The sequence below is a fragment of the Chitinophaga sp. 22620 genome (assembly GCF_052044405.1).
GTDB lineage: Bacteria > Bacteroidota > Bacteroidia > Chitinophagales > Chitinophagaceae > Chitinophaga.
Map to the genome: position 1 here is coordinate 1,434,251 of NZ_JBQEMV010000001.1, position 26,920 is coordinate 1,461,170.

Below are 26,920 nucleotides of genomic sequence, written 5' to 3' on the forward strand. Positions count from 1 at the left end.
CCCAGGTACAGCGTGTCTTTCAAACAAAACGATTTTTCTCAATTATAAAACTCGGTAAACGATGAAAAAAACAATGTGGATGCCGGTATGCATGAGCGCGGTACTCCTTATGGCTGCATGCGGCGGCGGTGGTGAAAAAAAAGAAGAAGGTAGCACGTCTTCAACAGAAACGACCGCACCTGCGGCAGACAACTCAATGGTAGCGGATGTTAAAGGCAAAGGCAAAGAGCTGATGGCTGCACAGGACTGCGCAACCTGTCATAAAGAAACTGAAAAAGTGATCGGCCCTTCTTTCAAGGAAGTAGCGGCTAAATACCCTAACACACCGGAGAATGTTTCCATGCTGGCGGACAAGATCATCAAAGGCGGTTCAGGCAACTGGGGCGAAGTGCCCATGGCGCCGCACGCTGCGATCTCCAAATCCGACGCGGAAGAAATGGTGAAATACATTCTCACCGTGAAATAAATTCATCCTTTAAACAACCTTTTTTATGAAACGTTTATTCACCTCCACGTTGCTGCTGGGCCTGCTTGCGGGCGCCACGGCTACATATGCACAGGGGCCTTCCCTTACTGCCAAGGAAAAAAAAGCAGGCTGGAAACTCCTGTTCGACGGTAAGACCACCGAAGGCTGGCGCGGCTACCTGAAACAGGAAGTGCCCGGCGCCTGGAAAGTACAGGACGGCGCGCTTTTCCTGGACACAGATGCCAAAAAAGCAGGCGCTTCCGGCGGCGATCTCATTACTGACGGCGAATACGAGAACTATGAGCTGGAACTGCAATGGAAGATATCCGAAGGCGGCAACAGCGGCATCATCTTCGGCGTGCACGAAGACCCGAAGTTCAAAGCCACCTACGCCACCGGTCCTGAAATGCAGGTGCTGGACGACGCAAAACATTCCGACGGCAAAATTCACAAGCACAACTCCGGCGACCTGTACGACCTGATCGCAGCGCCTTCCAAATACGCTAAACCCGTAGGAGAGTGGAATACCGCCAAGATCATCAAAAAAGACGGTAAACTCACCCTCATTTTCAACGGCCACAAAACAGCTGAAACGACCATGGGTACCGAAGAGTGGAAAACGCTCGTAGGCGGCAGCAAGTTCAAAAGCTGGGAAGGCTTCGGCGCTTATCCTAAAGGCCACATTGCGCTGCAGGACCATGGCGATAAAGTATGGTACCGGAATATCAAGATCAGAGAACTGTAGTAACAGCCACTATGCTCAGCAAAAAATACATCCTGCTCCTGCTCGTAATACTTGTGGCCGGCTCTTCCTTTAAAAAGGCAAAGCCCAGGCTGCTGGTGTTCTGCAAAACCGCAGGCTTCCGCCACGACTGCATCCCGGTGGCCAAACTGGCCATGATAGACCTGGGCGCGAAGAACGGGTTTGACGTGGATACCACTGAAGACGCGTCGCTTTTTACCGCGGAGAACCTGAAACGCTACAAAGCCGTGATGTTCCTGAACACCACCGGCGATGTGCTGAACGCGGAGCAGCAAACCGTGATGGAATCGTTCATCAAAAAAGGCGGCGGTTACATCGGCGTGCATGCCGCTACAGATACGGAATACGACTGGCCCTGGTACAACCAGCTGGTGGGCGCTTATTTCTTAAGCCATCCCCAACAGCAAACCGCCACCCTCCAGGTAGTAGACCGTTCGCATATCTCCACCAAACACCTGGATGCAAGCTGGGTGAGGAAAGATGAGTGGTATAATTTCAAAAGCATTGTACCCGGCCTGCATGTGCTGATCAGGATAGACGAAAGCTCTTACCAGGGCGGGAAGAACGGAGGGGATCACCCCATGAGCTGGTACCGGGAATTCGACGGCGGCCGCACTTTTTACACGGAGCTGGGCCATACCAAAGAATCTTACCGGGAAGAAGCATTCCTGAAACATGTGCTCGGAGGGATCCAATACGTAACCCGTATAAAGAAATGACCGCAGGGCCATGCAAAATATCAGCAGGTAGAGACGCAAAATTTTGCGTCTCTACCTGCTTTAGCACAACCACGTTTACATTACAAACACGCTTTACGCAATGAGAAATTCATTATTACTGCTGATCCTGGCTGTTATGGGCCTTGGCATCGTAAGCTGCTCCAAATCCAGGCCCGGCAAACCTAAGGTGCTGGTATTTTCCAAAACAGAAGGATTCCGCCATGCCTCTATACCTGCCGGTATCAAAGCCATTCAACAGCTGGGCGCAGATAACGGTTTTGACGTGGACACCACCGAGAACGCCGCATTTTTCACAGAAGATTCCCTCGCGCAATACGCCGCCATCATCTTCCTGAACACCACCGGCGATGTGCTGGACAACCGCCAGGAAGCGGACTTTGAACGCTACATCCAGGCCGGCGGCGGTTTTGTGGGCATCCACGCCGCCACCGATACGGAATACGGCTGGCCCTGGTACGGCAAGCTGGTGGGCGCTTATTTCAACGACCATCCCGCCGGTACCGCAAAAGCGAAGCTGACGGTAACCGACAAGAATCATCCTTCCACCGCTGAGATCCCCGAAACATGGGAGCATACCGATGAATGGTACAACTTCAAGAACGTGAACAAAGACACGAAGGTGCTGATGAAAGTGGATGAGAAAACGTACAAAGGCGGCACCATGGGAGACGATCACCGGATCAGCTGGTATCACGAATACGACGGCGGCCGCGCCTGGTATACCGAACTGGGCCACACCGAAGAGTCTTACACCGAACCCAATTACCTCAAACATATTCTCGGCGGTATTCAATACGCCATCGGCAAGAACCGCGTGCTGGATTACGCCGCCGCAAAATCGCTGCGCGTGCCTGACGAAGACCGCTTTACCAAACAAATGCTCACCAGCGGCGAATTTTTTGAGCCTACCGAAATGGCGGTCCTGCCCAACCTGGACATCCTCGTAGCGCAGCGCCGCGGCGAGATCATGCTGTACAGCGAATCACGCAAGAGCCTCACCCAGGTCGGCTTCCTGAACGTATACCACAAAACCGACGTGAAAGGCGTGAACGCAGAAGAAGGTTTGCTCGGCCTTGCGGCAGACCCCGACTTCGCGAAGAATAATTACATCTACCTGTTTTATTCCCCCGCCGATACTTCCGTGAACAGGCTGAGCCGCTTTACGTTCAAAGACAATAAAGTGATCCCTGAAAGCGAAAAGATCATCCTGCAATTCTATTCACAACGCCAGATATGCTGCCACACCGGCGGCTCCATCGCTTTCGGCGGAGACGGCCTGCTGTACCTCTCCACCGGCGACAATACCACGCCTTTCGACGAGCCGGGCCAGCCTTACACCAGCAAAGGCTTCGGCCCGCTGGACGATCGCCCGGGGCACCTGCAGTACGACGGGCGCAGAACTTCTTCCAACACCAACGACCTCCGCGGCAAGATCATCCGCATCCGTGTGAAGGAAGACGCCACTTACGAAATTCCGGAGGGCAACCTCTTTAAAGCCACCGATAAAACAAAAGCGGAGATCTACGCCATGGGCACCCGCAACCCTTACCGCATTTCAGTGGACCGTAAGACCAACTACGTTTACTGGGGCGATGTAGGCCCGGATGCATCCAACAACGACTCCCTGCGCGGTCCGAGAGGATACGACGAGGTCAACCAGGCCAAAAAAGCAGGTTATTTCGGTTATCCTTTGTTCATCGGGAACAACCAGCCTTACCGCGCATTCGATTATGAGACCGGCGTTTCCGGTCCCGCATTCGATCCTGCCAAACCCATCAACAACTCACGCAACAATACCGGTTTAACAGAGCTTCCGCCGGCAACATCAGCGTTCATCTGGTATCCTTACGCGAAGTCTGAAGAATTCCCGCTGGTGGGCGCAGGCGGCCGCAATGCAGAAGCCGGTCCTGTGTATTACAGCGAGTTTTATCCCGCTGAAACGCGTTTCCCGGATTATTATAACGGTAAACTTTTCATCTACGACTGGATCCGCGGCTGGATCATGGCCGTGACCATGGATAAGGACGGCAATTACCAGAAGATGGAACGTTTCATGCCTTCCACCAAATTCAACGCCCCGATAGACATGGAAATGGGGCCGGACGGCAGGTTGTACGTACTCGAATACGGCAACGGCTGGTTCAGCAAAAATGCTGATGCGGGCCTTTCCCGCATCGACTACAACGGTGGCAACCGCGCGCCGAAGGCCACGCTGAAAGTGGATAAGCTCACCGGCGCATTACCCTTCAAAGTGAAGCTGGAAGCCGAAGGCGCAGTAGACCCCGATGGCGATGCCATTACTTTCCTCTGGAACTTCGGCAATGGCAACAAGCTGGAAACGAAAGAGCCTTTTGCTGAATATACTTTCGCCACCGCCGGCGAATACCCCGTGTTCGTAGACGTAACAGACAGTAAGGGCGCCACTTCCCGCACCAAAATGGTGAACGTGTACGCAGGCAACGAAACGCCCGAAGTGAAAGTGAATATCCTGGGCAACCAGCAGTTCTATTTCCCCGGCAAACAGGTGCGCTACAGCGTGAGCGTGACGGATAAAGAAGACGGCAGCACTGCCGCCGGTACGCTGGATGTGACCAACCTGTATGTGAAAGGCGTTTACATGGAAGGAAGGGACAAAGCCGCGATGAGCCAGGGGCACCAGGTTATTTCAGGCGCGATTGCAGGAAAGAACATCATGGAGTCTTCCGACTGCAAAACCTGTCACAAACCCAATGAGAAATCCATCGGCCCAAGCTTTATGCAGGTGGCTGAAAAATATAAAGCCGATCCCAAATCACCCGAATACCTTGCTGACAAGATCATCAAAGGCGGCGGCGGCGTTTGGGGAGAAACAGCCATGAGCGCCCACCCGACTATTTCAAATGCAGAAGCCAAACAGATAGTGGAATACATCTTTTCCCTGGCTGGCGGCGACAAACAGGAGCCCAGCCTGCCGGTTTCCGGCGCTGTGGACCCAACCATGGGCGAAGAGTTGAAAGACAAAGGCGTGTTTTACCTGATGGCGTCTTATACGGACAAAGGTGGTAAGGGCATCCGTCCCATTACGGGCGTAGCCAATGCCGAGCTTCGCAATGCGCGGTTCCAGGCGGGCAGCTACGTGAAATCCGATGCTGCGGCTACGGTAGAGATCAACGGCAAAAAACTGCTGATCCCCACCGCCAATTCCTGGGTTGCTTACCGTGAAATGGATCTGACGGACGTAACCGCGCTGGAACTGAGCTACTTTGTGCAGGAAGCGCCGCAGTACGGCTACACCGTTTCCGCGCACCTGGACAGCCAGGGCGGCCAGCAGCTGGGCTCGCCCGTTAATATCGGGGCAGGAGCGGCTTCCGGCAAGCCCAATACGGCCACTATTTCCTTCCCGGCCATCGCGGATGGAAAGAAACATGCGCTTTACCTGGTGTTTAAAGCAGCGGATCCCGCCGAAAAGCTGCCGGTAGGGGTTGATGCGGTGAGGCTTTTGGCTAAATAGAGCATTTCCTGGTAGATAATTTACGAAGGGGGAAGGATGATTGCCTTCCCCTTTTCATTTTCAGCAAATTTTGGTGAGCCACCACAATAGACTAAAAATGAACCTTTCATGGGACCCGCAAGGGTCGGAGGATTATTGGTATTGGCAACAGACAGATAAAAAGATACTAAAGAAAATCAATGAGCTTATCAGGGACACGATGAGGCAGCCTTTTGAAGGACTGGGCAAACCGGAGGGATTAAAAGCAAATCTTGCAGGATGCTGGTCCCGGAGAATCGATCAGGAACACCGGGTGGTTTACAGAGTGAATAATAACAATATCCATATTTTAATGTGCAGGTATCATTACTGATCCTGTAAATCGAAAAAAGCTGCCTTTCCTGGGGCAGCTTTTTGATAATGAATTACTTATATCAACCGATCTTCATCATTTTCTTTCGCATTTTTTTCGCGCGTTTCTGGCTGGTGCTTACGAAATTCACCAGCAGTACGATGATGATAATGAACAGGCCGAAAAACTCCCTGGTGTCCTCGATCCAGGGCTGGGATGCTTTCATGCTGCCGGCGATGTTCTCGGCGTTGTGCTCGGTCATCCAGCTGAGCACGCCGTCTTTCGTGAAAAACAGGTATACGGCATAGCCCAGGGCGGCCACGATGCCGAAGAGGTACCAGCCTTTGTAATAGTTGCCAGCCGCGGCCAGGGCGCAGAAGATGGCCCCGTAGAGATAGATCGGCATCCAGATGTAAGGGTCCGGGTCGTTCCACTGCAGAGCGGCAAATAATACGAACAGCACAGCAAAAACTACATTAAATATCTTCATGATGTAAAAAGTGAAATAATATTAGCTAAATTGATTAAACTTACGGAAAATCCGCCATTTCAACGTCACCTGGCGGGGTTTTAAAAAAAAGTGGCCAAGATGTTTGTGGTTGTTAAATAAATGTTATAATTTTAGAACATCAGAAACAACAAAATTGTAGTGAACCTTTGCATGAATAAAAATCTACGCTGACTCGTCTAACCTAAATAATTTTTTGTCTTTATAAATTCCACTTTGAATCAGGCACTTTTATCCAGGAAGTGCCGCTTTAATAAAGACAGCCAGCTTGATTTCCTCTTCCTGCAAAATCGTTTTTCCAAAGGGAATGTTAAAATTTTGACACTTTGGGGTGAGCGCCGAACGATTTTTAATTCTTATATTGCAATTGAAAGCCACCGGCAACCCGGCACGGCTTTTGAATAAATAACCCTGAAAACGACATTGGGGACCGCATCCCCTGAAGAATATCCTGGTTACTAATCAGGTTTTAGAATGGCGGAAGGAGAGGCACTAGTTGCCTCTCTTTTATTTTTACAAAACCCCATCAAGAGCCCGCCCGGTACCATTTTCCTCTCCCGTATAAAAATTATCACCCTTTCCCTAAGCCTGAAATTCATTATTTTAGCCCCATGGGATACGCATTTAACAGGGAACCGGTTTCGGGAACGCTATACCAGGTACTTGCCAACAATACACCGGAAAAAGGCCAACAGTGGATCACAGATAAACTTCGCGCCTGGCAGGAGCAGCACTCCATGCAGGCATTCAATATTGCTTTTACCGCCGCCCCCCGTTTCCTGGGCCGTGATAACGTTAACGTAACCGATGAGCAGGCCGCGGCATTGCTGCCCTTTCAACTGGAAGGTTATACAACCGACCGCCTGTTCAGGGTCTGGTGGCTTATGCAGCTGCCGCCCACGGATCAGAGAACGTATACGCAGGCGATAGAGAATCTTTTTCATGCCGCTGAAATGAACGAGCTGGTAGCGCTTTATGGCGCATTGCCATTGCTGGCATTCCCGGAAGCCTGGAAGCTGCGCACCGCCGAAGGCATCCGCTCCAACATCGGCGTGGTACTGGAAGCCATCATGCTGCGTAACCCTTACCCGGCCCGGTATTTGGATGAACCTGCGTGGAACCAGCTGATCATGAAAGCCTTCTTCACCGAAAAACCGGTGCAATATATAGTGGGAGTTGATGAACGCGCCAATCCCGCGCTTGCCCGCATCCTGACAGACTTTGCGCACGAACGCTGGGCTGCCGGAAGAACCGTGCATCCGCTCATCTGGCGCATGGTAGCGCCGTTCATCCATGCCGGCAATTTTGAAGACATTGAAAGGATATGGTTCTCCGAACAACATGCTGAAAGGGAAGCAGCTGCGCTCGCCTGCGCTGCATCTGCATATCAGCCCGCGAAGGACCTGCTGGAAACAAGAAAGGAAATGAAAACGGATATAAGCTCCGGAAAGCTTACCTGGAACACGGTTGCCAGTCGTGTAAATGACTAGTTTATGTTATTGGACAGCCTGCCCATTATTATTAATTTAAACCCGATCGTAATTTATAATTCTTATGTGTTGTAGTGCTCAGCTGACGGAAAAAGATCTTGTACCCCAACCGCACAACCCGGCTTACCTGGAGGCCATCAAAGGCATGCGTTTTTTTGATCCGCATGTACACATGACCTCCCGTACCACGGACGATTACCAGGCCATGGCAGACGCCGGAGTGGCCGCTATCATAGAACCCGCGTTCTGGCTCGGCCAGCCCCGAACCGGCGTGGATACTTTCAGGGACTATTACAGCAGCCTCGTTGGCTGGGAAAGGTTCCGCTCCTCGCAGTTCGGCATCAAACATTACTGCACCATCGGCCTCAACTCAAAAGAAGCGAACAACGAAGCGCTCAGCGAACAGGTAATGGAGATACTGCCGCTTTTCATTTACAAAGAAGGCGTGGTGGGCGTTGGCGAAATAGGCTTCGACGACCAGACGGCGCTGGAAGAAAAATATTACCGCGCGCAGCTGCTGCTGGCCAAAGAAGCCGGCCTGCCCGTGCAGATACATACCCCGCACCGCGATAAAAAACAAGGCACACAGCGAAGCATGGACATCGCCATTGAAATGGGCCTCGACCCCTACATGGTGATCGTGGACCACAACAACGAGGAGACCGTGAAAGAAGTGCTGGACCGCGGTTTCTGGGCGGCTTTCACCATTTATCCCTTCACTAAAATGGGGAACGAACGCATGGTGGAAGTCGTGAAACAATACGGTACGGAGCGCATCATGGTGAACTCCGCCGCAGACTGGGGCATCAGCGATCCGCTGGCAGTGCCCAAAACCGCCGCGCTCATGCTGGAACGCGGCATCTCAAAAGCGGATGTTGAACTGGTGACCTATCGCAACGCCATCACCGCGTTCGCGCAAAGCGGCCAGATCAACGAAGCGGACTTTGAACAACCCGGCCAAATTGACCAAAGCCTGAAGTATAATGGGAGCACGGTTTTGCGCGGAGGGCAGCAACCCAGACCCAATAAACAATCCACCATTATCCGGTAACAATTTTATCCATTGCTTTATTGTATTGAAAACCTGACTAACAAGTGAACTATATCCTCAGCAAACTGCTTGGCTATCTACGACTGATGCGGCCCGCCAATATACTGACGGCCATTACCGATATTATGGCCGGCATTGCGATCTCCGGTTTTCTCGCTCACGGGCTCACAGACGTTCAGTCGGTTTTGCAGGCTACCTGTCTTGCCATAGCCACCATCGGCCTCTACGGCGGAGGCGTGGTGTTCAACGATATTTTCGACGCCTCGCTGGACCGCATAGAACGGCCCGAGCGGCCCATTCCTTCCGGCATCATTTCAAAAACAGAAGCGGTGGTGCTGGGCGTATACCTGCTGCTGCTGGGAGTGCTGGCCGCTTTCACCGTAGGGGAGATCTCAGGTTTCATTGCCATCGGCATTGCGGTGGCGGCGCTCGTGTACGACAAATGGGGCAAACACCACAAAGCGCTCGGTCCATTTAATATGGGGCTGTGCCGCGGATTGAACCTTTTGCTGGGCATCAGCATCGTTCCCGCATCACTGCCGCAATACGGCTGGCTGGCGGTGGTGCCGGTGCTTTATATCGCATCCATCACCATGATCTCCCGCGATGAAGTGCATGGCGGGAAAAAACGCACGCTCATGATGGCCGCCGCCGGTTATGCCATTGTATGCGGCGTTATTTTCTGGCAGGGCCTGATGAAAGGGGAGGCGCTGATGGTGGGAATTTACCTGCTCGTTTTACTGTATCTTATTTTCTCCCCCCTGCTGAAAGCTATGAAAGAGCCGACAGGGCCCAATATCGGGAAAGCCGTGAAAGGGGGCATTATAGGCCTTATTGCCATGAATGCCGCCTGGGTGGCGGCCTTTGCAGTGTTTCCCTATCCATTGATAGTGCTGGCCTTTCTGCCAATGTCCATCCTTCTTTCCAGGGCGTTTGCCGTTACCTGAACCGTTCAACTGAAGTATCTGCCAGCTGTAAAAAATAGCAGCCGGTAACGTCCTTTTTTGTACATTTAACCGTTTAAAAATTGCCCGGCAAACGGGGCGGAGCTTAGCTATGTCGTATATTCAACAATCTTTCAGCGTTCAGTTCGAATACAAGGTTTTTTTTACAGAACATTTATTTGATCCAACCAACCCGGTATTTTCCGGCTTCCTGGATTCCCGTGCAGAGAAAGGCATCCGGAAAAAATTGCTGTTTATCGTGGATGATGGCGTGACCAAACACCACGACACGCTGCAGGAACAGATCACCGCATATTGCAGCAGCCTGGATAGCTACGAGCTCGTGCAGGACATCATCGTGGTGCCCGGCGGAGAAGCTTCCAAGAACGATCTGCAGCTATTTTACTGGCTTGTGAACGAGATCGACCAGCATGCGATAGACCGGCATTCATACGTAGTGGCCATCGGCGGCGGCTCCGTGCTGGACCTTGTTGGCTACGTGGCCGCGGTAAGCCACCGCGGCATCAAACATATTCGTATACCCACTACCGTGTTATCGCAGAACGATTCCGGCGTGGGCGTGAAGAACGGTATCAACTACCACGGTAAAAAGAATTTCCTCGGCACTTTTGCACCGCCCGCAGCCGTGTTCAACGACGCGCATTATCTTTCCACGCTGGATGAGCGCGACTGGCGCTCCGGCATGATAGAGGCCGTGAAAGTGGCGCTGATCAAAGACGCTACCTTTTTTGAATGGATGGAAGCGCATGCCGAAGAGCTTTCCGTGGGCGAATCCCAAAGCCTTCAATACCTCATCCGCCGCTGCGCGGAACTGCATATACAACATATCGGCGGCGCCGGCGATCCTTTCGAGAGCGGCTCTTCGCGCCCGCTGGACTTCGGCCACTGGAGCGCGCACAAGCTGGAGCAGCTCACCGATTTTGAATTGCGCCACGGCGAAGCCGTATCTATCGGCATCGCGCTGGACAGCGTGTATTCCTGGCTCACCGGCCTGCTGGATGCGGATTCTCTTGAAAGGATCATACAGCTGCTGAAAAAGCTGCGCCTGCCGCTGTACCACCCGTTGCTGGAGATAGAAGACGATGCTTCTCCCATCATGGCGGGCCTGGAAGAATTCAGGGAACACCTTGGCGGAAGGCTTACCATTGCCCTGCTTGAAGGGATCGGCAAAGGAAAGGAAGTGCATTCCATAGACAATGCCACGCTGCGCAAAGCGGTGAACATGCTGCGCGACAAATGGTAGCGCCGCTTTAATTGAACAGATTAGCATAAGATTATAGAACATGTATACGCCATCGGGCCATCTGACTTATTGCACCAATATCCATGCAGGCGAAAGCTGGAGCGAGCATTTCGCGCAGCTGCAGCAGTTCATACCCGCCGTAAAGGCGCAGGTAAGTCCCGGTAAGCCTTTCGGCATCGGCCTGCGGCTCAGCAACCTGGCCAGCCTGGAGTTGTCCAAAGAAGCGCCCCTGAACGCTTTCCGTGACTGGTTGCGGGAAAATGATTGTTACGTGTTTACCATGAACGGTTTCCCGTACGGCGGTTTCCACAAGGAGCGCGTGAAAGACCAGGTGCATACGCCTGACTGGGCTACGGCGGAACGCGTGGCCTACACCATCCGCCTCTTCCGTATACTGGCGGCGCTGCTGCCCGAGGGCATGGAAGGCGGCGTGTCTACCTCCCCGCTTTCTTACCGCATCTGGCACCGCTGCGGCGAAGAACATACATCCATCATGGAAAGCGCCACGCTCAACATGCTGCTGGTGGTGGAACAGCTCATCAGCATCCATAAAAGCGGCGGCCCACTGCTGCATATAGACGTGGAGCCTGAGCCCGACGGCATGCTGGAAAATTCCAAGGAATACCTCGACTGGTATTTCCAGCACCTGTTGCCCGCAGGCGTGATGATGTTCACCGACAAGTTCGGCATGAGCGAAGAAGAAGCTACCCTTGCCATCAAGAACCACGTGCAGCTGTGTTACGACGTATGCCACTTTGCCGTGAGTTATGAAGACCCGAAAGTGGTGCTGGAACGCATGCATTTCTTTGGCCTGAAAGTTGGTAAGATACAGATAAGCGCCGCACTGAAAGGCCTTTTCCCGAAAGAAGGGAGGGAGCCGGTGATCAACGCGTTTGCGGCTTTTGACGAGAAAATATACCTGCACCAGGTGATCGCGCGGATGAGCAATGATCAGAAAGTGCATTATCCTGATATGCCCGAAGCGCTTGCGGATGCAGGCAGGGCGGACCTTGAAGAATGGCGTGCGCATTTCCACGTGCCGGTATTTGTCCAGGACTTTGGCGTGCTTACCTCCACCCGCGACGACATTAGCCGCGTGCTGGCCTTGCAGGCAGCCAAACCGTTCACCCAACACCTTGAAGTAGAAACCTATACCTGGGAAGTGCTCCCTCCCGGGTTAAAACAGGAAATGGGCGGATCTATCGCCCGGGAGATGAAATGGGTGTTGCAACAGTTGGAATTATCCTGACAGGGTCATAGTTTTGAGCCCGAAATTGTAACGCGAAGAAGAAAGAAACTATGAAAAAGACCGTGGTAATAGATGTAGTAGGATTGTCTGCTGCGCTGATCGGCGAACACACGCCATTCCTGGCAGCTTACGCTAAAAAGCACCACACATCTGCTATTGCGCCAATGCTGCCCGCCGTTACGACCGCCGTACAATCCACCTACCTCACCGGCCAGTGGCCCAGCGAACATGGGATTGTAGGCAACGGCTGGTACGACCGCACAGACTCCGAGATCAAATTCTGGAAACAATCCAACAAGCTCGTTTACGGTGAAAAGGTCTGGGAGCGCGCCCGCCAGCTGCATCCAGGCTTCACCTGCTCAAAAATGTTCTGGTGGTACAATATGTATTCCAGCGCGGACTTTTCCGTTACCCCGCGCCCGCAATACCTTTCAGACGGGCGGAAGATGCCCGACTGTTATTCGCATCCCGCCTCCCTCCGCGACCGCTTGCAGCAGGAGCTGGGCCAGTTCCCGCTCTTCCAGTTCTGGGGCCCGGGCGCCAATATCAAAAGCACCCAGTGGATCGCCGATGCGTCTATTCTCACGGACAAATGGCATGATCCCAACCTCACGCTCATTTATCTTCCCCATCTCGACTATTGTTTGCAGAAATTCGGTCATGACTATACGAAAATAGCGCCTGAGCTGAACGCGATCGATAAAGTAGTGCGGCAGCTCGTGGAATACTACGAGCAGCAGCAAAGCGAGATCATCATATTATCCGAATACGGCATCACCAACGTCAGCAAACCTATTCACATCAACAGGCTGCTGCGCGAAAAGGGGCTGATCAGTGTGAGAGTGGAAAGAGGCCTTGAACTGCTCGATGCCGGCGCTTCCCGCGCCTTTGCAGTGTCTGACCACCAGGTGGCGCATATTTATATCAACGATCCCTGTTGCGTGAAACAGGTGCGCGAGCTCCTGGAGAACATTCCCGGCGTGGAAATGGTGCTGGACCGCGAAGGCATACACGAACATCACCTGCATCACGAACGCAGCGGCGATTTTGTGCTGGTGGCCGATGCGCAAAGCTGGTTTACCTACTACTACTGGGAAGACGATGCCAAAGCGCCGGACTTCGCGCGTATCGTGGATATTCACCGCAAACCCGGATACGACCCCGTGGAGATGTTCCTCAACCCGGCCGACCCTTTCGTGAAAATGAAAGTGATCGGTAAAGTGCTGAAAAAGAAACTCGGCTTCCGCTACCTTATGGACGTGATACCGCTGAACGCCACGCTGATAAAAGGTTCCCACGGAAGGATCGCCGAAGACAAAAAGGACCACCCCGTGCTGATCACCACGCAGGCGGTAAAAGAAAACGTGCAGGCGGTGGACGTGCATGATATTATCCTGCAGCATATCGGGCTGGAGGAATAAAGTCAGGGTATGTTCAGATGATATTTTACGGATCTTCCCGCGCCTTCCTGCGTAAATGCCCCTATCTCGTGAAGATGCTGCAGATCCCGCGTAGCAGTAGGTTTGGAGGTTTGGGTGATACTGATGTATTTCCTGGCTGTCATTCCCCCTTCAAATCCTTCCTCTCCTGCATCCAGCATTTTATTCACAGCTTTTAGCTGCCGGCTGTTCAGCTGGTCTTTATACCGGTCAAAGAAGCGGGCTTTCTTTAGGATAAATTGCACCATCGATTTTGCATCTTTCTGCGCCTCGATGATCACCATCGCGAAATACCTTATCCAGTCTGTAATTTCCAGGGAGCGCTGCGCTTTTTTGAGCGCTTCGTAATACGCCTTCCTGTTTTTCTCGATTATTTTGGACAGGCTAAGCATCACTGGGCGCCTCAACGACTGCGACAGCGCTTTCTCAGCAATAGCCCTGCCAATGCGCCCGTTGCCGTCTTCGAAAGGATGTATGGATTCGAAATACAGGTGAGCTATCGTGGATTTTAATATGGCATGTGCAATATCCCCGTTTATGTCGAAATCAACGTTATTAAACCATTTTACAAAGCGCTCCATTTCTTTGGGTACGATAGCGGAAGGCGGCGCTTCGTAGTGAATGATCTCTTTCCCCGGCGCGCCGGAAATAACCTGCATGGGAGCTGTGCCTTGCCGCCATTCACCGGTGTTGATGTTTTTGGCGTTCTCCAGTAAATCCTTGTGCCATTCTTTCAACATCGCGATATTTAGCGGTGCTGCATAGGATCTGCGGACGTCCACCATCAGCCTTGCGACCCCCGAGGCCCGGCGGTCTTTGACATATTCAGGCGTTTCATTTAATCCCAGGTTGTTCCGGATGGAAGACATCACATCTTCCCGGCTCAGATATTCTCCTTCTATTTCCGAAGTATTCACCGCTTCTGCCAGCATCAGCTGAAGGGATATTTCCTCCTGCACATTCCCTGGCAAAGCCAGCAGCACGCCGTTCATCTCTCCCGTTTCACGCGCAAAATCGGTTATCAGCGGTTGGATATCTTCAGTCCTGTATGTAAAATTGGGCCAGTCGGGCAGTTGCCAGTGATACGCCATGAGCCGATTAATTTTGATAATCGGCTCAAATATAGGCAAAAAATGAGCCGATTAGCGATTTTAATCGGCTCAGATACCGGGAAAAATTGAGCCGATTAACCGCCGTAATCGGCTCATCGCCTTTAAATGGCCCTGCCCTGTCTTCCCGCTCATCTATTTTTTTCGCAATAATTTCCTATTCTTCCTTACATTTAATTGCAACCGATTGCTGTCAATAGGGACGCGGGTTCCCAACCCCGTCCGCCACGTTAACGCAGGTACGGTAAGCAAGGCTAAACCAAACTATGTTATGAAAAGGAGAGACTTTCTGAAGACCGGCGCCATGGCCGGCGTAGGGGCGGGGATCACCGTTCTGAACTTCCCTGTGTTCGGTAAGAACGCACCCAGCAACAAACTTGTGATAGGCATGATGGGCGTGAACTCGCGGGGCAACTGGCTGGCCAAGGTGGCTTCCAAGCTGCCCAACGCAGAGGTGGGCTTTATTTGCGATGTGGACGACAAAGCCGCTGAAAAGGGCCTCAAAGCCGTCAGCCAGCAGGCCCGCAAGCCGGAAGTAATAAAAGATGTGCGGAAAATGCTGGAAAGGAAAGACCTGGATGCGGTGATGATCGCCGCGCCGGACCACTGGCATGCACCCGCCGCTATCATGGCCTGCGCTGCGGGCAAACACGTGTACGTTGAAAAGCCGGTAGGCCACAATCCCCGCGAAGGCGAACTGGTAGTGGAAGCCGCCGCGAAATATAAACGCGTAGTGCAAATGGGCAACCAGCGTCGTTCCTGGCCTAACATGCGGCAGGCTTACAAAGACATCCAGGAAGACAAGATACTCGGCCGCGTGTACTTCGCCCGTGGCTGGTATGTGAACGACCGCAAGCCGATAGGCGTAGGCAAAAAAGTACCCGTGCCGTCCAACCTCGACTGGGGGCTCTGGCAAGGCCCCGCGCCCAGACATGATTATGTCGACAACGTGGTGCATTACGACTGGCACTGGCGCTGGCTCTGGGGCACCGGCGAAGCCTGCAACAACGGCACCCATGAGGTGGATTGCATGCGCTGGTTCATGGGCGTGGATTATCCCACCAGGGTAACCTCCGCGGGCGGCCGTTACGCCTATTCCGGCGACGACTGGGAAACACCTGATACACAAACCATCACTTTCGAGTTCGACGGCAACCGCTCCATTGTATGGGAAGGCCGCAGCGCCCATCCTTACAAGCTGGAAGGCAGCGGCCGCGGGTTCACCATCTTCGGCGAAAAAGGTTCTCTTTACTGCGACGGCGGCGACAGCTATAAGATCCTTGATCTGAAAGGCAACGTCGTAAAAGAAGTAAAAGAGAATAAAACCGAGAACCGCGACGCTACCAACGTGGTAAGCCCTGCCGGGGAATTCCTGGACGCGGTGCACATCAGCAACTGGATGGAAGCCATCCGCGGCAACGCGAAGCTGAACTACGGCGTGGGAGAAGGCGCCAAAAGCGTGCTGCTCTGCCACCTGGGCAATATCTCCCAGCGCAGCGGCTCCATCCTCACCACCGATCCTGCCAACGGTCATATTCTGCATAACAAGGAAGCAGCTCAGCTTTGGGGGCGGTCCTACGAAAAGGGCTGGGAACCTAAAGTCTAACGAAAAAGGGCCGTTTTACGCGGCCCTTTTTTTATGGCAGTTTTTATTTCCCCAATTTTTCCTGCACTTTCTTCGGCAGCTTGTTTCTTACCATTGTATAAGATTCCTCCAGGAGCTGCGCCAGTTCGTCCTTTTTTAATACGGAAGGCTTGCGCACGGCCACCCACAAGTGTTTCGCCATGTATGGCGCGGGAATGACGCCCTCCCGTTCGGTCAGCGCTTCAAAATTTTCCTCCGAGCATTTGAAAGAGAAGTTATGCGGCGCTTCTATGCCTACCACGCAAAACATTTTCGCGCCCACGCAAAAACAAAGGTCGGCGCCCCACTTGATATCTTCCGTAACGCCCGGGAACTGGCTGCAAATGGCGCGGAGCTTGTCTATCATAACACCCGGTTTTACCGGCGAATTTAGCGAGAATACCCATAAAAAAAAGACATCCCGAGGAATCGGGATGTCGATTGAAAAACAGTGAACAATGAAATAGTCGCTGACTACTTCAAACTCTTTATTTTGATGCTACGGTAGCTCACGAAATTTCCGTGGTCCTGCAACAATATATGTCCTTTTTCAGCCATGCCGAAATTGGGAAATTTCTCGTATTTACTGCGGGCCACGAGCGCTTTGAAGATATTGTCGCCGCGCACATAACTCACCACTTTATGGCCGTTCATCCAATGTTCCACGCGATTGTCGGGATATACAACAATGCGGCCATGGTTCCATTCGCCCACTTTCTTATGGGAAGCGTACAATTTGTAGGCCGGAATAAGATCGTACAGTGAACCGATCTTGCGGTTGCCGGCTGCGCCCAGTTTGGCGTCAGGATGTTTTTCGTCGTCCAGCACCTGGTATTCCAGGCCAATGGCGGAGCCTTTGTTGCCTTCGGATTCGGTCACAAAATATTTCACGCCGCTGTTGGCGCCTTCGGTCAGTTTGAAGTCAAATTCCAGGTCGAAGGCTGAAAACTCTTCGTCCGTCACAATATCTCCGCCATTGGTGCTTTCGCCGCCAGCCGCGGGTTCCACGTTCAGGGTGCCTTCTGTGATATTCCAGCCCTTTTCGGGGAAGGATTGTTTGTAAGCCCCGCGCCAGCCTTTGGTAGTGCTGCCGTCCCAGAGGAGGCGGATGCCCTGGCGTTTTTCCTGTTCAGACAGCGTGTTGGGGATATTGTTCACCACATACACGTCGTCGTAAGGAGAATATTGCGAAGGCGCCGGGTTTTCGATGATGCGGATGTTCCTCCAGCGGATGTTCTTCCCGGCATCTTCCGTTTTTTTGCCGATGCCGTGCACCTGCAGGGCAATGAAGCCTGAAGGCAGCTCTGCGTCTATCACATGGGCCGCGGCTTTGCCGTTAACGAAAGTGCGGATCTCGGAGCCGCGGCATTCGATGCGGTATTTGTTCCAGTCGTTGGCTTTGTAAGCGTTCTGGGCGCCGGGGTTCAGGTCCAGCGGGTAGAGCCAGCCGCGGCGGCCTTCCTCGTACACGCCGCCGCTCCAGCGGCGGGGAGAGGGGTCCACTTCCATCTGGTAGCCGTATACACGGCCGTTCTGATAGTCGGGCTTGCTCTGGCTGCGGAACTGGATGCCGGAATTGAAATCCTTGTCCAGCTTATATTCCACTTCGAAAATAAAGTCTCCGTAATTTTTTTCGGTTGCCAGGAAAGAGTTGGGTTCAGACAAAACAGTGGTGCCCACGATCTCGCCGTTCTTAACTGAATAGATGGCTTTCCCGTTCAGCTGTTTCCAGCCTTTCAGGTCTTTGCCGTTGAAGAGGTTCTGCCATTTGCCGCCCTGAGCGGAAGCGGCTGAGAGCCAAAGCAGGCCGCATCCGAGAAGGATATACTTTTTCATGGAAATAGATTTGTATCAGTAAAGCCGCCGTTTGCAATCCGGGCTTTGCACCTGCTGCTTTCAGTTTGTTTTTAGTTGACCAATGTAAAACGCCCTGCCCGGGCGGCGCTGCGCTAAGCGTTATGCACCAGTAAGATGCGCTCAGGCGGCAACCAAGATAGAAAAATATCATCAATATTTGCAACCGATTGCAATAAAAATATTCCCGGGCGGTTTCCTGTGTAAAAACGGTACAGGTGTATGCCACTTTAGCATAGGCCGTTCCAAGATAATACGATTATTCTATTCATCCAAGGCTCTTCTATCCATCCAGGGCCCTTTTACGGCTGTTTCCCGTGGGAACCTGACCAGAATCAGGAGAAAATATCCGCGGGGTTATTCCGGAATATCACTCCTTTACTTACCTTTGCAGCCAAAAATAAGAGGGATAATCCCCTTTTGTGTAAACATTTTAATATATATGTCTGGACAGCTTAAAGAAGTTCGTAACCGTATTAAATCCATCCAGTCCACCCAGCAGATCACCAAAGCCATGAAAATGGTAAGTGCTGCCAAGCTGCGCCGTGCCCAGGATGCCATTGTACAAATGCGCCCTTATGCCGAGAAGTTGCAGGAAATGCTGCAAAATATCGTGAGCAACAGCGAAGGTGATTTCGACATGGCGCTGGCTGCCAACCGCCAGGTGGAAAAGGTGCTGATCGTGGCCATTACCTCCGATCGCGGTTTGTGCGGTGCTTATAACTCCAACATCATTAAGCTGGCCAAACAGACCATCCGCGAAAAGTACGCTGAACAGTTTGCCAAAGGCCATGTGGAGATCCTCCCCATCGGAAAAAAAGCTTACGAGCATTTTTCCAAGAACGGCTATAAAGTGAACGACAGCTACTGGACCCTGTTCACCCAGCTCACTTTCGAAAATGTGAAAGCTGCCGCATCCGTAGCAATGGAAGGCTTCATCAAAGGCGAATACGACGCGGTGGAGATCATCTACAGCGAGTTCAAGAACGCCGCTACCCAGCGTTTCAAAGCAGAACAGTTCCTACCCATCGCGAAAGTGGAAAACAAAGAAGGAAAAGGACAGAAAGCCGACTTCATATTCGAACCTGAGAAAACTATCCTGGTGGCCGAGCTGATGCCGAAGATACTGAACACGCAGTTCTTCAAAGCAGTGCTGGACGCGCACGCTTCAGAGCATGGCGCCCGTATGACCGCGATGGACAAGGCGACAGACAATGCCGGCGAACTGCTGCGCAACCTGAAGATCGAATACAACCGCGCCCGCCAGGCGGCGATCACCACGGAACTGACCGAGATCGTGAGCGGCGCTGCGGCCCTGATGGGTTGATCTTATTCACAAATAATCAACAGCACATTTTTTATATTTCTGAAAGAATGTCAAAGGTCTTATTTTCGGCCTTTGACATTTTTGTTTCAGACAAACACCACCGTCCATGGAAATTTCCCAGCTCATTCCGCATGTAGAAGCACTGATCTTTGCCGCAGACCGGCCCTTGCCGGTAACAGACATCCTGGAGCTGCTCAACAACGCCCTGGCCTTCCTGGAAGACCGGGCCACGCAGGAACAGGTGGAAGCTGCCATTGAAGCCATACAGGAGAAATATAATTCAGAGTTCTACGCTTTCAGCGTTCGCGAAAGCGGCGGCGGGTACCAGTTCCTGACCAAAAAGGATTATTACCAGACCGTTGCGCAGCTGAATGGCGAGAAGTTCCTGAAACGGCTGTCTACCGCCGCGCTGGAAACCCTGGCCATCATTGCCTACAAACAACCGATCTCCAAAGGGGAAATTGAGCATATCCGCGGTGTGAGCACGGATTATTCCATCACGAAACTGCTGGAAAAAGAACTGATCGTGATCTCCGGCCGCAGCGAGGAGTTGCCCGGCAAGCCGCTGCTGTATTCCACTTCCAAGGCTTTTATGGACTATTTCGGGCTGAATTCCCCGAAAGACCTGCCGAGGCTGAAAGAAGTGTTCGAAGAAGACTTTGTGCCGCCCACGCAACTGACGCTGGAAGGTAATACAGAAGAGCTGCGGGTGGACGAAGAGATCACGGACGACGAAGGCCACCTGGTGATCTCAGAAAACGGCGAACTGACGGAAACCACTACCATCATGATGGACGACGAACCGACCGAAGAGCATACCGCCGATGTTACCGGTGAAACGGAGGTTGGAGAAACGTCGGAAGAAACGCCCGATCTTGAATCTTCTGATGAAGAACCGGTAGAAGAGCTTGTGGTGGAAGAGATCCGTATTGAAGAGGAAGCGGAAGACGAAAGCACCAATGAAGGAACGCAGGAAGCTGAAGAAGCAGAAGATGCAGTAGCGTCGGAAGTCTCAGCCGAAGACGATATTGCAGAAGACGCAGAAAATGAAGATGCGGAAGAAGAAGCCGGTGAAGACGACGCTGAAGAGGAAGAGACGGAAGAAGGTGAAGAAGAGGACGAAGAAGGAGATGAGGAAGCGGAAGAAGATGATGAAGATGAGGACGAAGAAGATGATGAGGACGATGAAGAAGAAGATGAAGACGAAGAAGACGACGAAAATGAGGATAAAGAGGGCGACGGGGACGAAGAAAATGGGGAAAATAAAAAATAACATAATCTTAAAAAAGCCGGGAAGCAACGCCCGGCTTTTTTCTTGCCATATTTCCCATCATTTCTTCTTCAATTACAATAATTCATATTCATCCTGCCAGATCAATTTTCCGTAATTTTCTATTCTAAAAACATTTCAAAATGATCAAGCAAAAAAGCGACGGCACCGCCGGGATAGAATGGGAATCCCTGCAGAACCTGCAGGAAGCGGATTACCAGACCATGCTGAAAGTATTGGCTGCCGCTGCCCAGGGTGAGGATGAAGATGAAGAAGAGGACGAAGACGAATTGGACGACGAATTGCTGGAACTGGAAGAAGACGCCTACGACGGGGACGACATCGAAAAAGAGGACGATCTCGAAGAGGAGATCGAAGATGCGGACGACCGGCTGAATGATGAAGAAGACGAAGAGGAATAACCCGCTTCATGGATCATTCTTCCACCCGGTTGAGCGTACCTTCACGGCCGCGCTGGTTGATCGTCATTTTAACCCCTTTCCCTGTTTCGTCTGTTACGAAACAGGTCTCGAAATCTATATCATCCTTCAGAAAAAAACATAAAGGGCTTATCGCGCAAAGCGTGGACCGGGGGCCTCTCTCCGGGTAAGCCGCCAGTTCGCCGTTCTCCAGCACGATGTGGACTTTAAGGTTCTTTTCCGCCAGCAGGTAAGTGCCGGTATACTTCTTCAAAACGGCCGTATCCAGTTTAATGATCGTTTTGCTGGCAGGCAGCTGATAGGGCAGGTCATACAGAACGGCCACCAGCTTTTCGGTGATGTTGTGCAGCGCCTGCGTTTCCGTGTTGCCCAGCAGCACAATACAGATATCGTCTTCCGGTATGCGGATGAAGTTGGTCCTGAACCCCCGCATGCCGCCGCTGTGGCCCACGGTGTATTTCCCCTGTATGCTGTCGATATCCCAGCCATAACCATAGCCATTCCGTTTGTCGGTGCTTATTTCCTGCCAGCCCGCCGGGCTCACGATGGCATACTTCATCAACCCCTGGTGCCATTTGAACAGGTCGCCCGCCGTGGTATAAATAGAGCCCGCGGCAAACGAAACAGTTGAATCCGTGCCGGGCACGGGCTGTGTATAGGCGCCGGCAGAATCTTCATGATAGCCGCTGGCTTTATCCGCATCCTGCAAGTGCACAAAGTCGAACCCGCTGCGCTGCATATCCAGCGGGCCAAAAATGTATTTCCTGACAGCTTCTTCATAACTCAGCCCCGTTACTTTCCGGATGATGTAGCCCAGCAGCATATAGCCGGAATTGCTGTAGTTCCAGCCTGTGCCCGGCGGAAAATCCAGCGGCTTATCGCGGAAGAGGGCCAGCATCTCTGCTTCTGTGGCTGGTTTTGTAGACCTGGTCTGCATAAATTCCCCATCCATGGTATAGTTGTATATACCGGAGGTATGCGAAAGCAAATGTGCGATCGTAATGCTGTCGCCTTTCGGATAACCGGGATAATATTTGCTGAGCTTATCCTGTAACGAAAGTTTTTTCATTTCCGCTAGTTTCATCACCAGTGTGGCGGTGAAGGTTTTGGTGATGGAAGCGGCCTGGTAGATGCTGTTTTCGTCGTGGGGAATTCGTTTTTCAACATTCCGCCACCCATATCCTTTTTGCAGGATGACCTTCCCATGAAGGGCCACGAGCGCGGTGCCGCTAAATTGGTTGCGTGTGAAATACGCGCTGAGCAGGGTGTCTGCTTTTGCCCGGAGAAGGGCCTCGGCTTTTGTCAGGCTGTCCGGTTTTTTTACCTGCGCTGCGTCATCGGATCGCTTATGCCTGAAATACGCACTGAGCAAGGTTTCTGCCCTGGCCGGAAGCCGCGCTTCTTCATTCGCCGTGCCTGCCGGTAATTGAGCGTTTGTTTTTATCTGCGGGGCTGCGGCATCGTCCTGCGCCTGTTCCTGGTCGGTCTGACAAAAGGAAGGAACGCTTTGAAGGGTCATAAGGATGCCAAATAGAGCTTGTCTGAGCATAGCTGGGGGATTTATTCACCCGCCAAATTGCGCATAATCCTGCGGCTGGTTGCGGCAAATGTGACGAATGCCGCCGAATATGGGGTGAACCGCCGCCCGGTTTCATTTCATCCCCCGGAAACGACTTTTCATCGCCGCTCCCTGCGCTTCATCGATTTGAATAAACCTTCCGGGCCGGGCATTTTACATTTGAACCAGGTCCCATGCTTATCATAAAACCCCGGACATGAAAATACTCATCAATGAATCGGAAACCGCTGCGGCACAGCAGCTGAAAGACATTATCGCCACTTTTGACTACGAGGTGGAGATCCTCCGGATGTCTCCCCAGATCGGCAGCCTGCTGAGCAGCTTCAACGGGCCAGTGCTTCCACAGCGTTACCTCGTCAGGAACGGCACCCGCCTCATTTCCCTGCCCGTAAGCGACATCGCGTATTTTTATGTGCGCGACCGCATGTCGTGCATCCGCACGCACGGCAATACTGATCATCTCACGGAAAGAAGCCTGGATGAAATTTCGTCGGATCTGGACGCCGCGGATTTTTTCCGCCTCAACCGCCAGTGCATTGCGCATTACCGCAGTATTGCGAGAGTGCAGGCCTGGTTCAACGGGAAACTGAAAGTGCAGCTGAAGCCCGCGCTGGAAGAAGACATTATCGTAAGCCGCCTGCGCGCGCCGGAATTCCGGAAATGGCTGGGGGAATGATCAGCTCATGCCTTCGATCACCGTGGCGAAAATGCCGCTCAGCACTTTGTCCGCCTTACCCGCCACTGCAATGATCTCCGCGATGGATACCGGTTCCAGGTGATCGGGATCGCATTCGTCCGTTACCACGGAAACCGCGGCGCAGGGCAGACCGGCCTGGTTGGCCACAATTACCTCAGGCACGGTGCTCATGCCCACAAGGTCTGCCCCGATCATGCGCAGGAAGCGGTATTCCGCGCGGGTTTCGAGGTTGGGGCCCATCACCGCCGCATACACGCCTTCGTGCAGTGGTTTGTTGTGCTGTATGGCGGCGGCTTTCAGCTTTTCTCCCAGTGCGGGGCTGTAGGGTCTGCTCATGTCAGGGAACCTCGGGCCGAAAGCGGGGTCGTGCGGGCCGCGCAAGGGGTTTTCGGGTTGAAGGTTGATATGATCGTTCAGCAGCACCAGGTCTCCTTTTTTATACGCCGCATTCATGCCGCCCGCAGCGTTGCTGAGCAGCAGCAGCTGCACCCCCATGGCTTTCATGATGCGGATGGGGAAAGTGATCTGCTGCATGGTGTACCCTTCGTAATAATGAAAACGGCCCTGCATGGCTATCACAGGCGTTTTGCCGATGAGGCCGTAAATGAGGTGGCCTTTATGTGTTTCTACGGTGGATTCAGGAAAGTGGGGGATGCTGCCGTAAGGAATGCTCTTTCTGATGTCGATCCGGTGGATGAGCTCACCCAGGCCGGTGCCCAGCACGATGCCGGCAACGGCATCGCCAAAGCCCTGCTGGCGCAGGTATGCGGTGGTTTCTGAAAGCTGTTGCTGTAAAGTCATGCTGCAAAATAAACGAAATAAAAAAAGGAAAGAGAAGACTCTTTCCTTTTCGCGGATCATTTGATCTCTTTGATCTTTATATTCTTCCAGCGTACTTTAATGCCGCCGCCGGAATGTATTTGCAGGGCGATCTGGCCTTCTTTCGCGCCGATCTTCTCATCATCGAGCGTGATCATTTCCGCGCCGTTCAGGTAGGTGGTCACGTTGTTGCCTTTCACGACTACTTTCATCGTGTTCCATTCGCCCATCTTCAGGTTCTTGTCTTTGTCTGCAGCGGGTTTAATGAGCCAGCCGCGGCCGTATGATTCGTAGATGCCGCCGGTGTTGCTGCCGGGAGGCGCTACTTCCGCCTGCCAGCCGGATATTTTAGTGCCTTCCAGGGAAGAGTGGAAAAATACGCCGCTGTTGCCGTTGGCTTCCTGTTTGAAGTCCACGGTGAGCTCGAAATCTTTGAAGGTTTTATCGGTGGCGAGGTAGCCGTATTCTTTATCAGGACCGCTTTCGCATATCAGTTCCCCTTTCTCTACATACCATTTCTCCGTGCCATGGATCTTCCAGCCGTCGAGGTTCTTACCGTTGAACAGTTTCTGTTGCTTTTGCGCAAAGGCGGTGCTTACGGAGAGTAGCCCGAACACGGCCAGCGTTAGCCATCTTTTTTTCATCTTACCATAGTTTTTTGTGGACAGGTAAGATAGGGAAAAAGGGGCATAAAAAAGAACGCCGTCCCGGTTCAGCGGGGACGGCGTTCCTGTGTACGTGAAAGATATTACCTGGCAACATTCACGGCCCTGCGTTCACGGATCACCGTTACTTTGATCTGGCCGGGGTATTGCATGTCGTTCTGTATTTTGTTCGCGATCTCGAAGCTGAGGCGGTCCGCATCGTTGTCAGTTACTTTTTCACTTTCAACAATTACGCGCAGCTCGCGGCCTGCCTGGATGGCGTAGGCTTTTTCAACACCGTCGTAACCCATAGCGAGGTTCTCCAGGTCCTTGATGCGCTGCAGGTAGCTCTGCATGATCTCGCGGCGGGCGCCGGGGCGGGCGCCGCTGATGGCGTCGCAGGCCTGCACGATGGGGGAGATCACATAGGCCATTTCCATTTCATCGTGGTGCGCGCCGATGGCGTTCACGATAGCGGGATGCTCGCCGTATTTTTCAGCCAGTTTGGCGCCGAGGAGGGCGTGGCTCAGTTCAGATTCCTCGTCGGGCACTTTACCAATGTCGTGCAGCAGGCCGGCGCGTTTGGCAAGCTTGGGGTTGAGGCCCAGCTCGGCTGCCATCACGGCGCAGAGGTTAGCGGTTTCTTTGGAGTGCATCAGCAGGTTCTGGCCGTAAGAGGAACGGAAACGCATTTTGCCGACCATACGCACCAGTTCTTTGTGCAGGCCGTGAATGCCCAGCTCTATCACTGTACGTTCGCCGATCTCCATCACCTGTTCTTCCAGCTGGCGTTTGGTCTTTTCCACCACTTCCTCGATACGGGCGGGGTGGATACGGCCGTCCTGCACGAGGCGCTGAAGGCTGAGGCGCGCAATTTCGCGGCGCAGCGGGTCGAAAGAGGAAAGCACGATAGCCTCCGGGGTATCGTCCACGATCAGGTCCACGCCGGTAGCGGCTTCGATGGCGCGGATGTTGCGGCCCTCGCGGCCGATGATCTGGCCTTTGATCTCGTCGCTTTCCAGGTTGAAGACGGTAATGGCGTTCTCGATGGTCTGCTCCGCGGCAGTGCGCTGGATGGACTGTATGATGATCTTTTTGGCTTCTTTGTTGGCTTTCAGCTTGGCGTCCTCGATGATCTCCTGGATGTGGCTGAGCGCCTGGCTGCGGGCTTCTTCCTTGAGGCTTTCGATCAGCTGGTGACGCGCTTCCTCAGCAGTGAGGGCGGCTACTTTTTCCAGGCGGCGGATGTGCTCTTCCTGGTGTTTTTCCAGTTCCGAACGTTTGATGTTCACGAGTTCTATCTGGCGGGCAAGGTTTTCCTTGATGGCTTCATTTTCGGTAACCTGCTTTTGAATATTCTCGGTTTTCTGGTTCAGGGCCTGTTCTTTCTGTTTGATGCGGTTTTCTGACTCGGAGATCCTCTGGTTGCGCTGCATCACCTCTTTTTCATATTCGGACTTCAGCTGGAGGTATTTCTCCTTGGCTTCCAGCAGCCGGTCCTTTTTCAGGTTCTCTGCGCTCAGCTGGCCTTCAGCAATGATTCTTTTGGCCTGTTCTTCTGCTTCCTGGATCTTTATTTTGGTGTTTTTAGCGAAAATCAGTTTCCCGAGTATTATACCAACCACCAGGGCAACCGCCCCGGCGACTATAATCGTGATGGATTCAGTCATATCTCAATATTTAAATAGTATTTATAATTAAGTCCCTGGCCCGTTTCCAACGAAAGGGCTAAAGCCGACCCGCGAAAATAACAAAAAAATAGCAGCAAAGCACAGGAGACCTTGTGATAATGAATAATTTATGGATGCTAAACGTTGCAGCG

24 protein-coding genes are annotated in these 26,920 nt (G+C 52.6%); 16 read left to right on the forward strand and 8 right to left on the reverse strand.

Annotated features, from left to right (window positions below):
- Positions 1–61 precede the first annotated feature (61 nt).
- The 5 genes from ACTJIK_RS06065 to ACTJIK_RS06085 all read left to right on the forward strand — a co-directional run bounded on the left by ACTJIK_RS06065 (position 62) and on the right by ACTJIK_RS06085 (position 5,811).
- Positions 62–466, forward strand: a complete 405-nt coding sequence (locus tag ACTJIK_RS06065) for a c-type cytochrome (RefSeq protein WP_440645460.1) — start codon at positions 62–64, stop codon at positions 464–466.
- A gap of 25 nt (positions 467–491) precedes the next feature.
- Positions 492–1,211, forward strand: a complete 720-nt coding sequence (locus ACTJIK_RS06070) for a 3-keto-disaccharide hydrolase (protein WP_440645461.1) — start codon at positions 492–494, stop codon at positions 1,209–1,211.
- 11 nt (positions 1,212–1,222) lie between these two features.
- Positions 1,223–1,948, forward strand: coding sequence for a ThuA domain-containing protein (locus ACTJIK_RS06075; protein ID WP_440645462.1), 726 nt, complete (start codon positions 1,223–1,225; stop codon positions 1,946–1,948).
- A 100-nt stretch (positions 1,949–2,048) separates the two neighbouring features.
- Complete coding sequence (locus ACTJIK_RS06080) at positions 2,049–5,459, forward strand: ThuA domain-containing protein (RefSeq protein WP_440645463.1); 3,411 nt, start codon at positions 2,049–2,051, stop codon at positions 5,457–5,459.
- Positions 5,460–5,556: 97 nt separating this feature from the next.
- Entirely contained in the window at positions 5,557–5,811 is a 255-nt protein-coding gene (locus tag ACTJIK_RS06085; protein WP_440645464.1) for a Txe/YoeB family addiction module toxin, read from the forward strand.
- 61 nt (positions 5,812–5,872) lie between these two features.
- Here the strand turns inward: ACTJIK_RS06085 and ACTJIK_RS06090 are convergent, their stop codons facing one another.
- Positions 5,873–6,280, reverse strand: coding sequence for a transmembrane 220 family protein (locus ACTJIK_RS06090; RefSeq protein WP_440645465.1), 408 nt, complete (start codon positions 6,278–6,280; stop codon positions 5,873–5,875).
- Between the two features lie 629 nt (positions 6,281–6,909).
- Between ACTJIK_RS06090 and ACTJIK_RS06095 the strand changes: the two genes are divergently transcribed.
- The 6 genes from ACTJIK_RS06095 (at position 6,910) to ACTJIK_RS06120 (ending at position 13,717) form a co-directional block, all read left to right on the forward strand.
- Positions 6,910–7,788: an EboA domain-containing protein gene (locus ACTJIK_RS06095; protein ID WP_440645466.1), complete on the forward strand. Its 879-nt coding sequence runs from the start codon at positions 6,910–6,912 to the stop codon at positions 7,786–7,788.
- Positions 7,789–7,852: 64 nt separating this feature from the next.
- A complete protein-coding gene (locus tag ACTJIK_RS06100) occupies positions 7,853–8,839 on the forward strand; it encodes a TatD family hydrolase (RefSeq protein WP_440645467.1) in 987 nt (328 codons plus the stop codon).
- Positions 8,840–8,883: 44 nt separating this feature from the next.
- Positions 8,884–9,786: a UbiA-like protein EboC gene (eboC, locus tag ACTJIK_RS06105; RefSeq protein WP_440645468.1), complete on the forward strand. Its 903-nt coding sequence runs from the start codon at positions 8,884–8,886 to the stop codon at positions 9,784–9,786.
- A gap of 109 nt (positions 9,787–9,895) precedes the next feature.
- Positions 9,896–11,047, forward strand: a complete 1,152-nt coding sequence (locus ACTJIK_RS06110; protein WP_440645469.1) for a 3-dehydroquinate synthase — start codon at positions 9,896–9,898, stop codon at positions 11,045–11,047.
- A gap of 40 nt (positions 11,048–11,087) precedes the next feature.
- Positions 11,088–12,296 carry a metabolite traffic protein EboE gene (eboE, locus tag ACTJIK_RS06115; protein ID WP_440645470.1) on the forward strand — a complete coding sequence of 403 codons (1,209 nt, stop codon included), beginning with the start codon at positions 11,088–11,090 and terminating at the stop codon, positions 12,294–12,296.
- A gap of 50 nt (positions 12,297–12,346) precedes the next feature.
- Positions 12,347–13,717 carry an alkaline phosphatase family protein gene (locus ACTJIK_RS06120; RefSeq protein ID WP_440645471.1) on the forward strand — a complete coding sequence of 457 codons (1,371 nt, stop codon included), beginning with the start codon at positions 12,347–12,349 and terminating at the stop codon, positions 13,715–13,717.
- 2 nt (positions 13,718–13,719) lie between these two features.
- Here the strand turns inward: ACTJIK_RS06120 and ACTJIK_RS06125 are convergent, their stop codons facing one another.
- A complete protein-coding gene (locus ACTJIK_RS06125; RefSeq protein WP_440645472.1) occupies positions 13,720–14,826 on the reverse strand; it encodes a Fic family protein in 1,107 nt (368 codons plus the stop codon).
- Between the two features lie 289 nt (positions 14,827–15,115).
- Here ACTJIK_RS06125 and ACTJIK_RS06130 point away from each other — a divergent pair, with 289 nt between their 5' ends.
- Complete coding sequence (locus ACTJIK_RS06130) at positions 15,116–16,450, forward strand: Gfo/Idh/MocA family oxidoreductase (protein WP_440645473.1); 1,335 nt, start codon at positions 15,116–15,118, stop codon at positions 16,448–16,450.
- 43 nt (positions 16,451–16,493) lie between these two features.
- Here the strand turns inward: ACTJIK_RS06130 and ACTJIK_RS06135 are convergent, their stop codons facing one another.
- Both ACTJIK_RS06135 and ACTJIK_RS06140 read right to left on the reverse strand, forming a co-directional pair.
- Positions 16,494–16,835, reverse strand: a complete 342-nt coding sequence (locus ACTJIK_RS06135) for an MmcQ/YjbR family DNA-binding protein (protein WP_440645474.1) — start codon at positions 16,833–16,835, stop codon at positions 16,494–16,496.
- 107 nt (positions 16,836–16,942) lie between these two features.
- Positions 16,943–18,304 (reverse strand): 3-keto-disaccharide hydrolase, encoded by a 1,362-nt coding sequence (locus tag ACTJIK_RS06140; protein ID WP_440645475.1) that lies wholly within the window; start codon positions 18,302–18,304, stop codon positions 16,943–16,945.
- Positions 18,305–18,764: 460 nt separating this feature from the next.
- On the opposite strand from ACTJIK_RS06140, the gene atpG reads away from it, so the two are divergent.
- From atpG to ACTJIK_RS06155, 3 genes are all read left to right on the forward strand, one after another.
- Complete coding sequence (gene atpG, locus ACTJIK_RS06145; RefSeq protein WP_440645476.1) at positions 18,765–19,649, forward strand: ATP synthase F1 subunit gamma; 885 nt, start codon at positions 18,765–18,767, stop codon at positions 19,647–19,649.
- 106 nt (positions 19,650–19,755) lie between these two features.
- Positions 19,756–20,922 (forward strand): SMC-Scp complex subunit ScpB, encoded by a 1,167-nt coding sequence (scpB, locus tag ACTJIK_RS06150; RefSeq protein ID WP_440645477.1) that lies wholly within the window; start codon positions 19,756–19,758, stop codon positions 20,920–20,922.
- A gap of 140 nt (positions 20,923–21,062) precedes the next feature.
- The gene (locus tag ACTJIK_RS06155) at positions 21,063–21,341 is read left to right on the forward strand and encodes a hypothetical protein (RefSeq protein ID WP_440645478.1); all 279 of its coding nucleotides are present in this window, start codon (positions 21,063–21,065) and stop codon (positions 21,339–21,341) included.
- A gap of 13 nt (positions 21,342–21,354) precedes the next feature.
- Here ACTJIK_RS06155 and ACTJIK_RS06160 read toward each other — a convergent pair whose 3' ends face one another.
- Positions 21,355–22,908 (reverse strand): serine hydrolase domain-containing protein, encoded by a 1,554-nt coding sequence (locus ACTJIK_RS06160; RefSeq protein ID WP_440645479.1) that lies wholly within the window; start codon positions 22,906–22,908, stop codon positions 21,355–21,357.
- A 226-nt stretch (positions 22,909–23,134) separates the two neighbouring features.
- Here ACTJIK_RS06160 and ACTJIK_RS06165 point away from each other — a divergent pair, with 226 nt between their 5' ends.
- Positions 23,135–23,614: a LytR/AlgR family response regulator transcription factor gene (locus tag ACTJIK_RS06165; RefSeq protein ID WP_440645480.1), complete on the forward strand. Its 480-nt coding sequence runs from the start codon at positions 23,135–23,137 to the stop codon at positions 23,612–23,614.
- Here ACTJIK_RS06165 and ACTJIK_RS06170 read toward each other — a convergent pair whose 3' ends face one another.
- From ACTJIK_RS06170 to rny, 3 genes are all read right to left on the reverse strand, one after another.
- Positions 23,615–24,436: a purine-nucleoside phosphorylase gene (locus tag ACTJIK_RS06170; protein WP_440645481.1), complete on the reverse strand. Its 822-nt coding sequence runs from the start codon at positions 24,434–24,436 to the stop codon at positions 23,615–23,617. It abuts the gene before it with no gap.
- 56 nt (positions 24,437–24,492) lie between these two features.
- Complete coding sequence (locus ACTJIK_RS06175) at positions 24,493–25,098, reverse strand: 3-keto-disaccharide hydrolase (RefSeq protein ID WP_440645482.1); 606 nt, start codon at positions 25,096–25,098, stop codon at positions 24,493–24,495.
- Positions 25,099–25,202: 104 nt separating this feature from the next.
- On the reverse strand, positions 25,203–26,768 hold the full coding sequence (gene rny, locus ACTJIK_RS06180; protein WP_440645483.1) for a ribonuclease Y: 1,566 nt from the start codon (positions 26,766–26,768) through the stop codon (positions 25,203–25,205).
- Positions 26,769–26,920 lie beyond the last annotated feature (152 nt).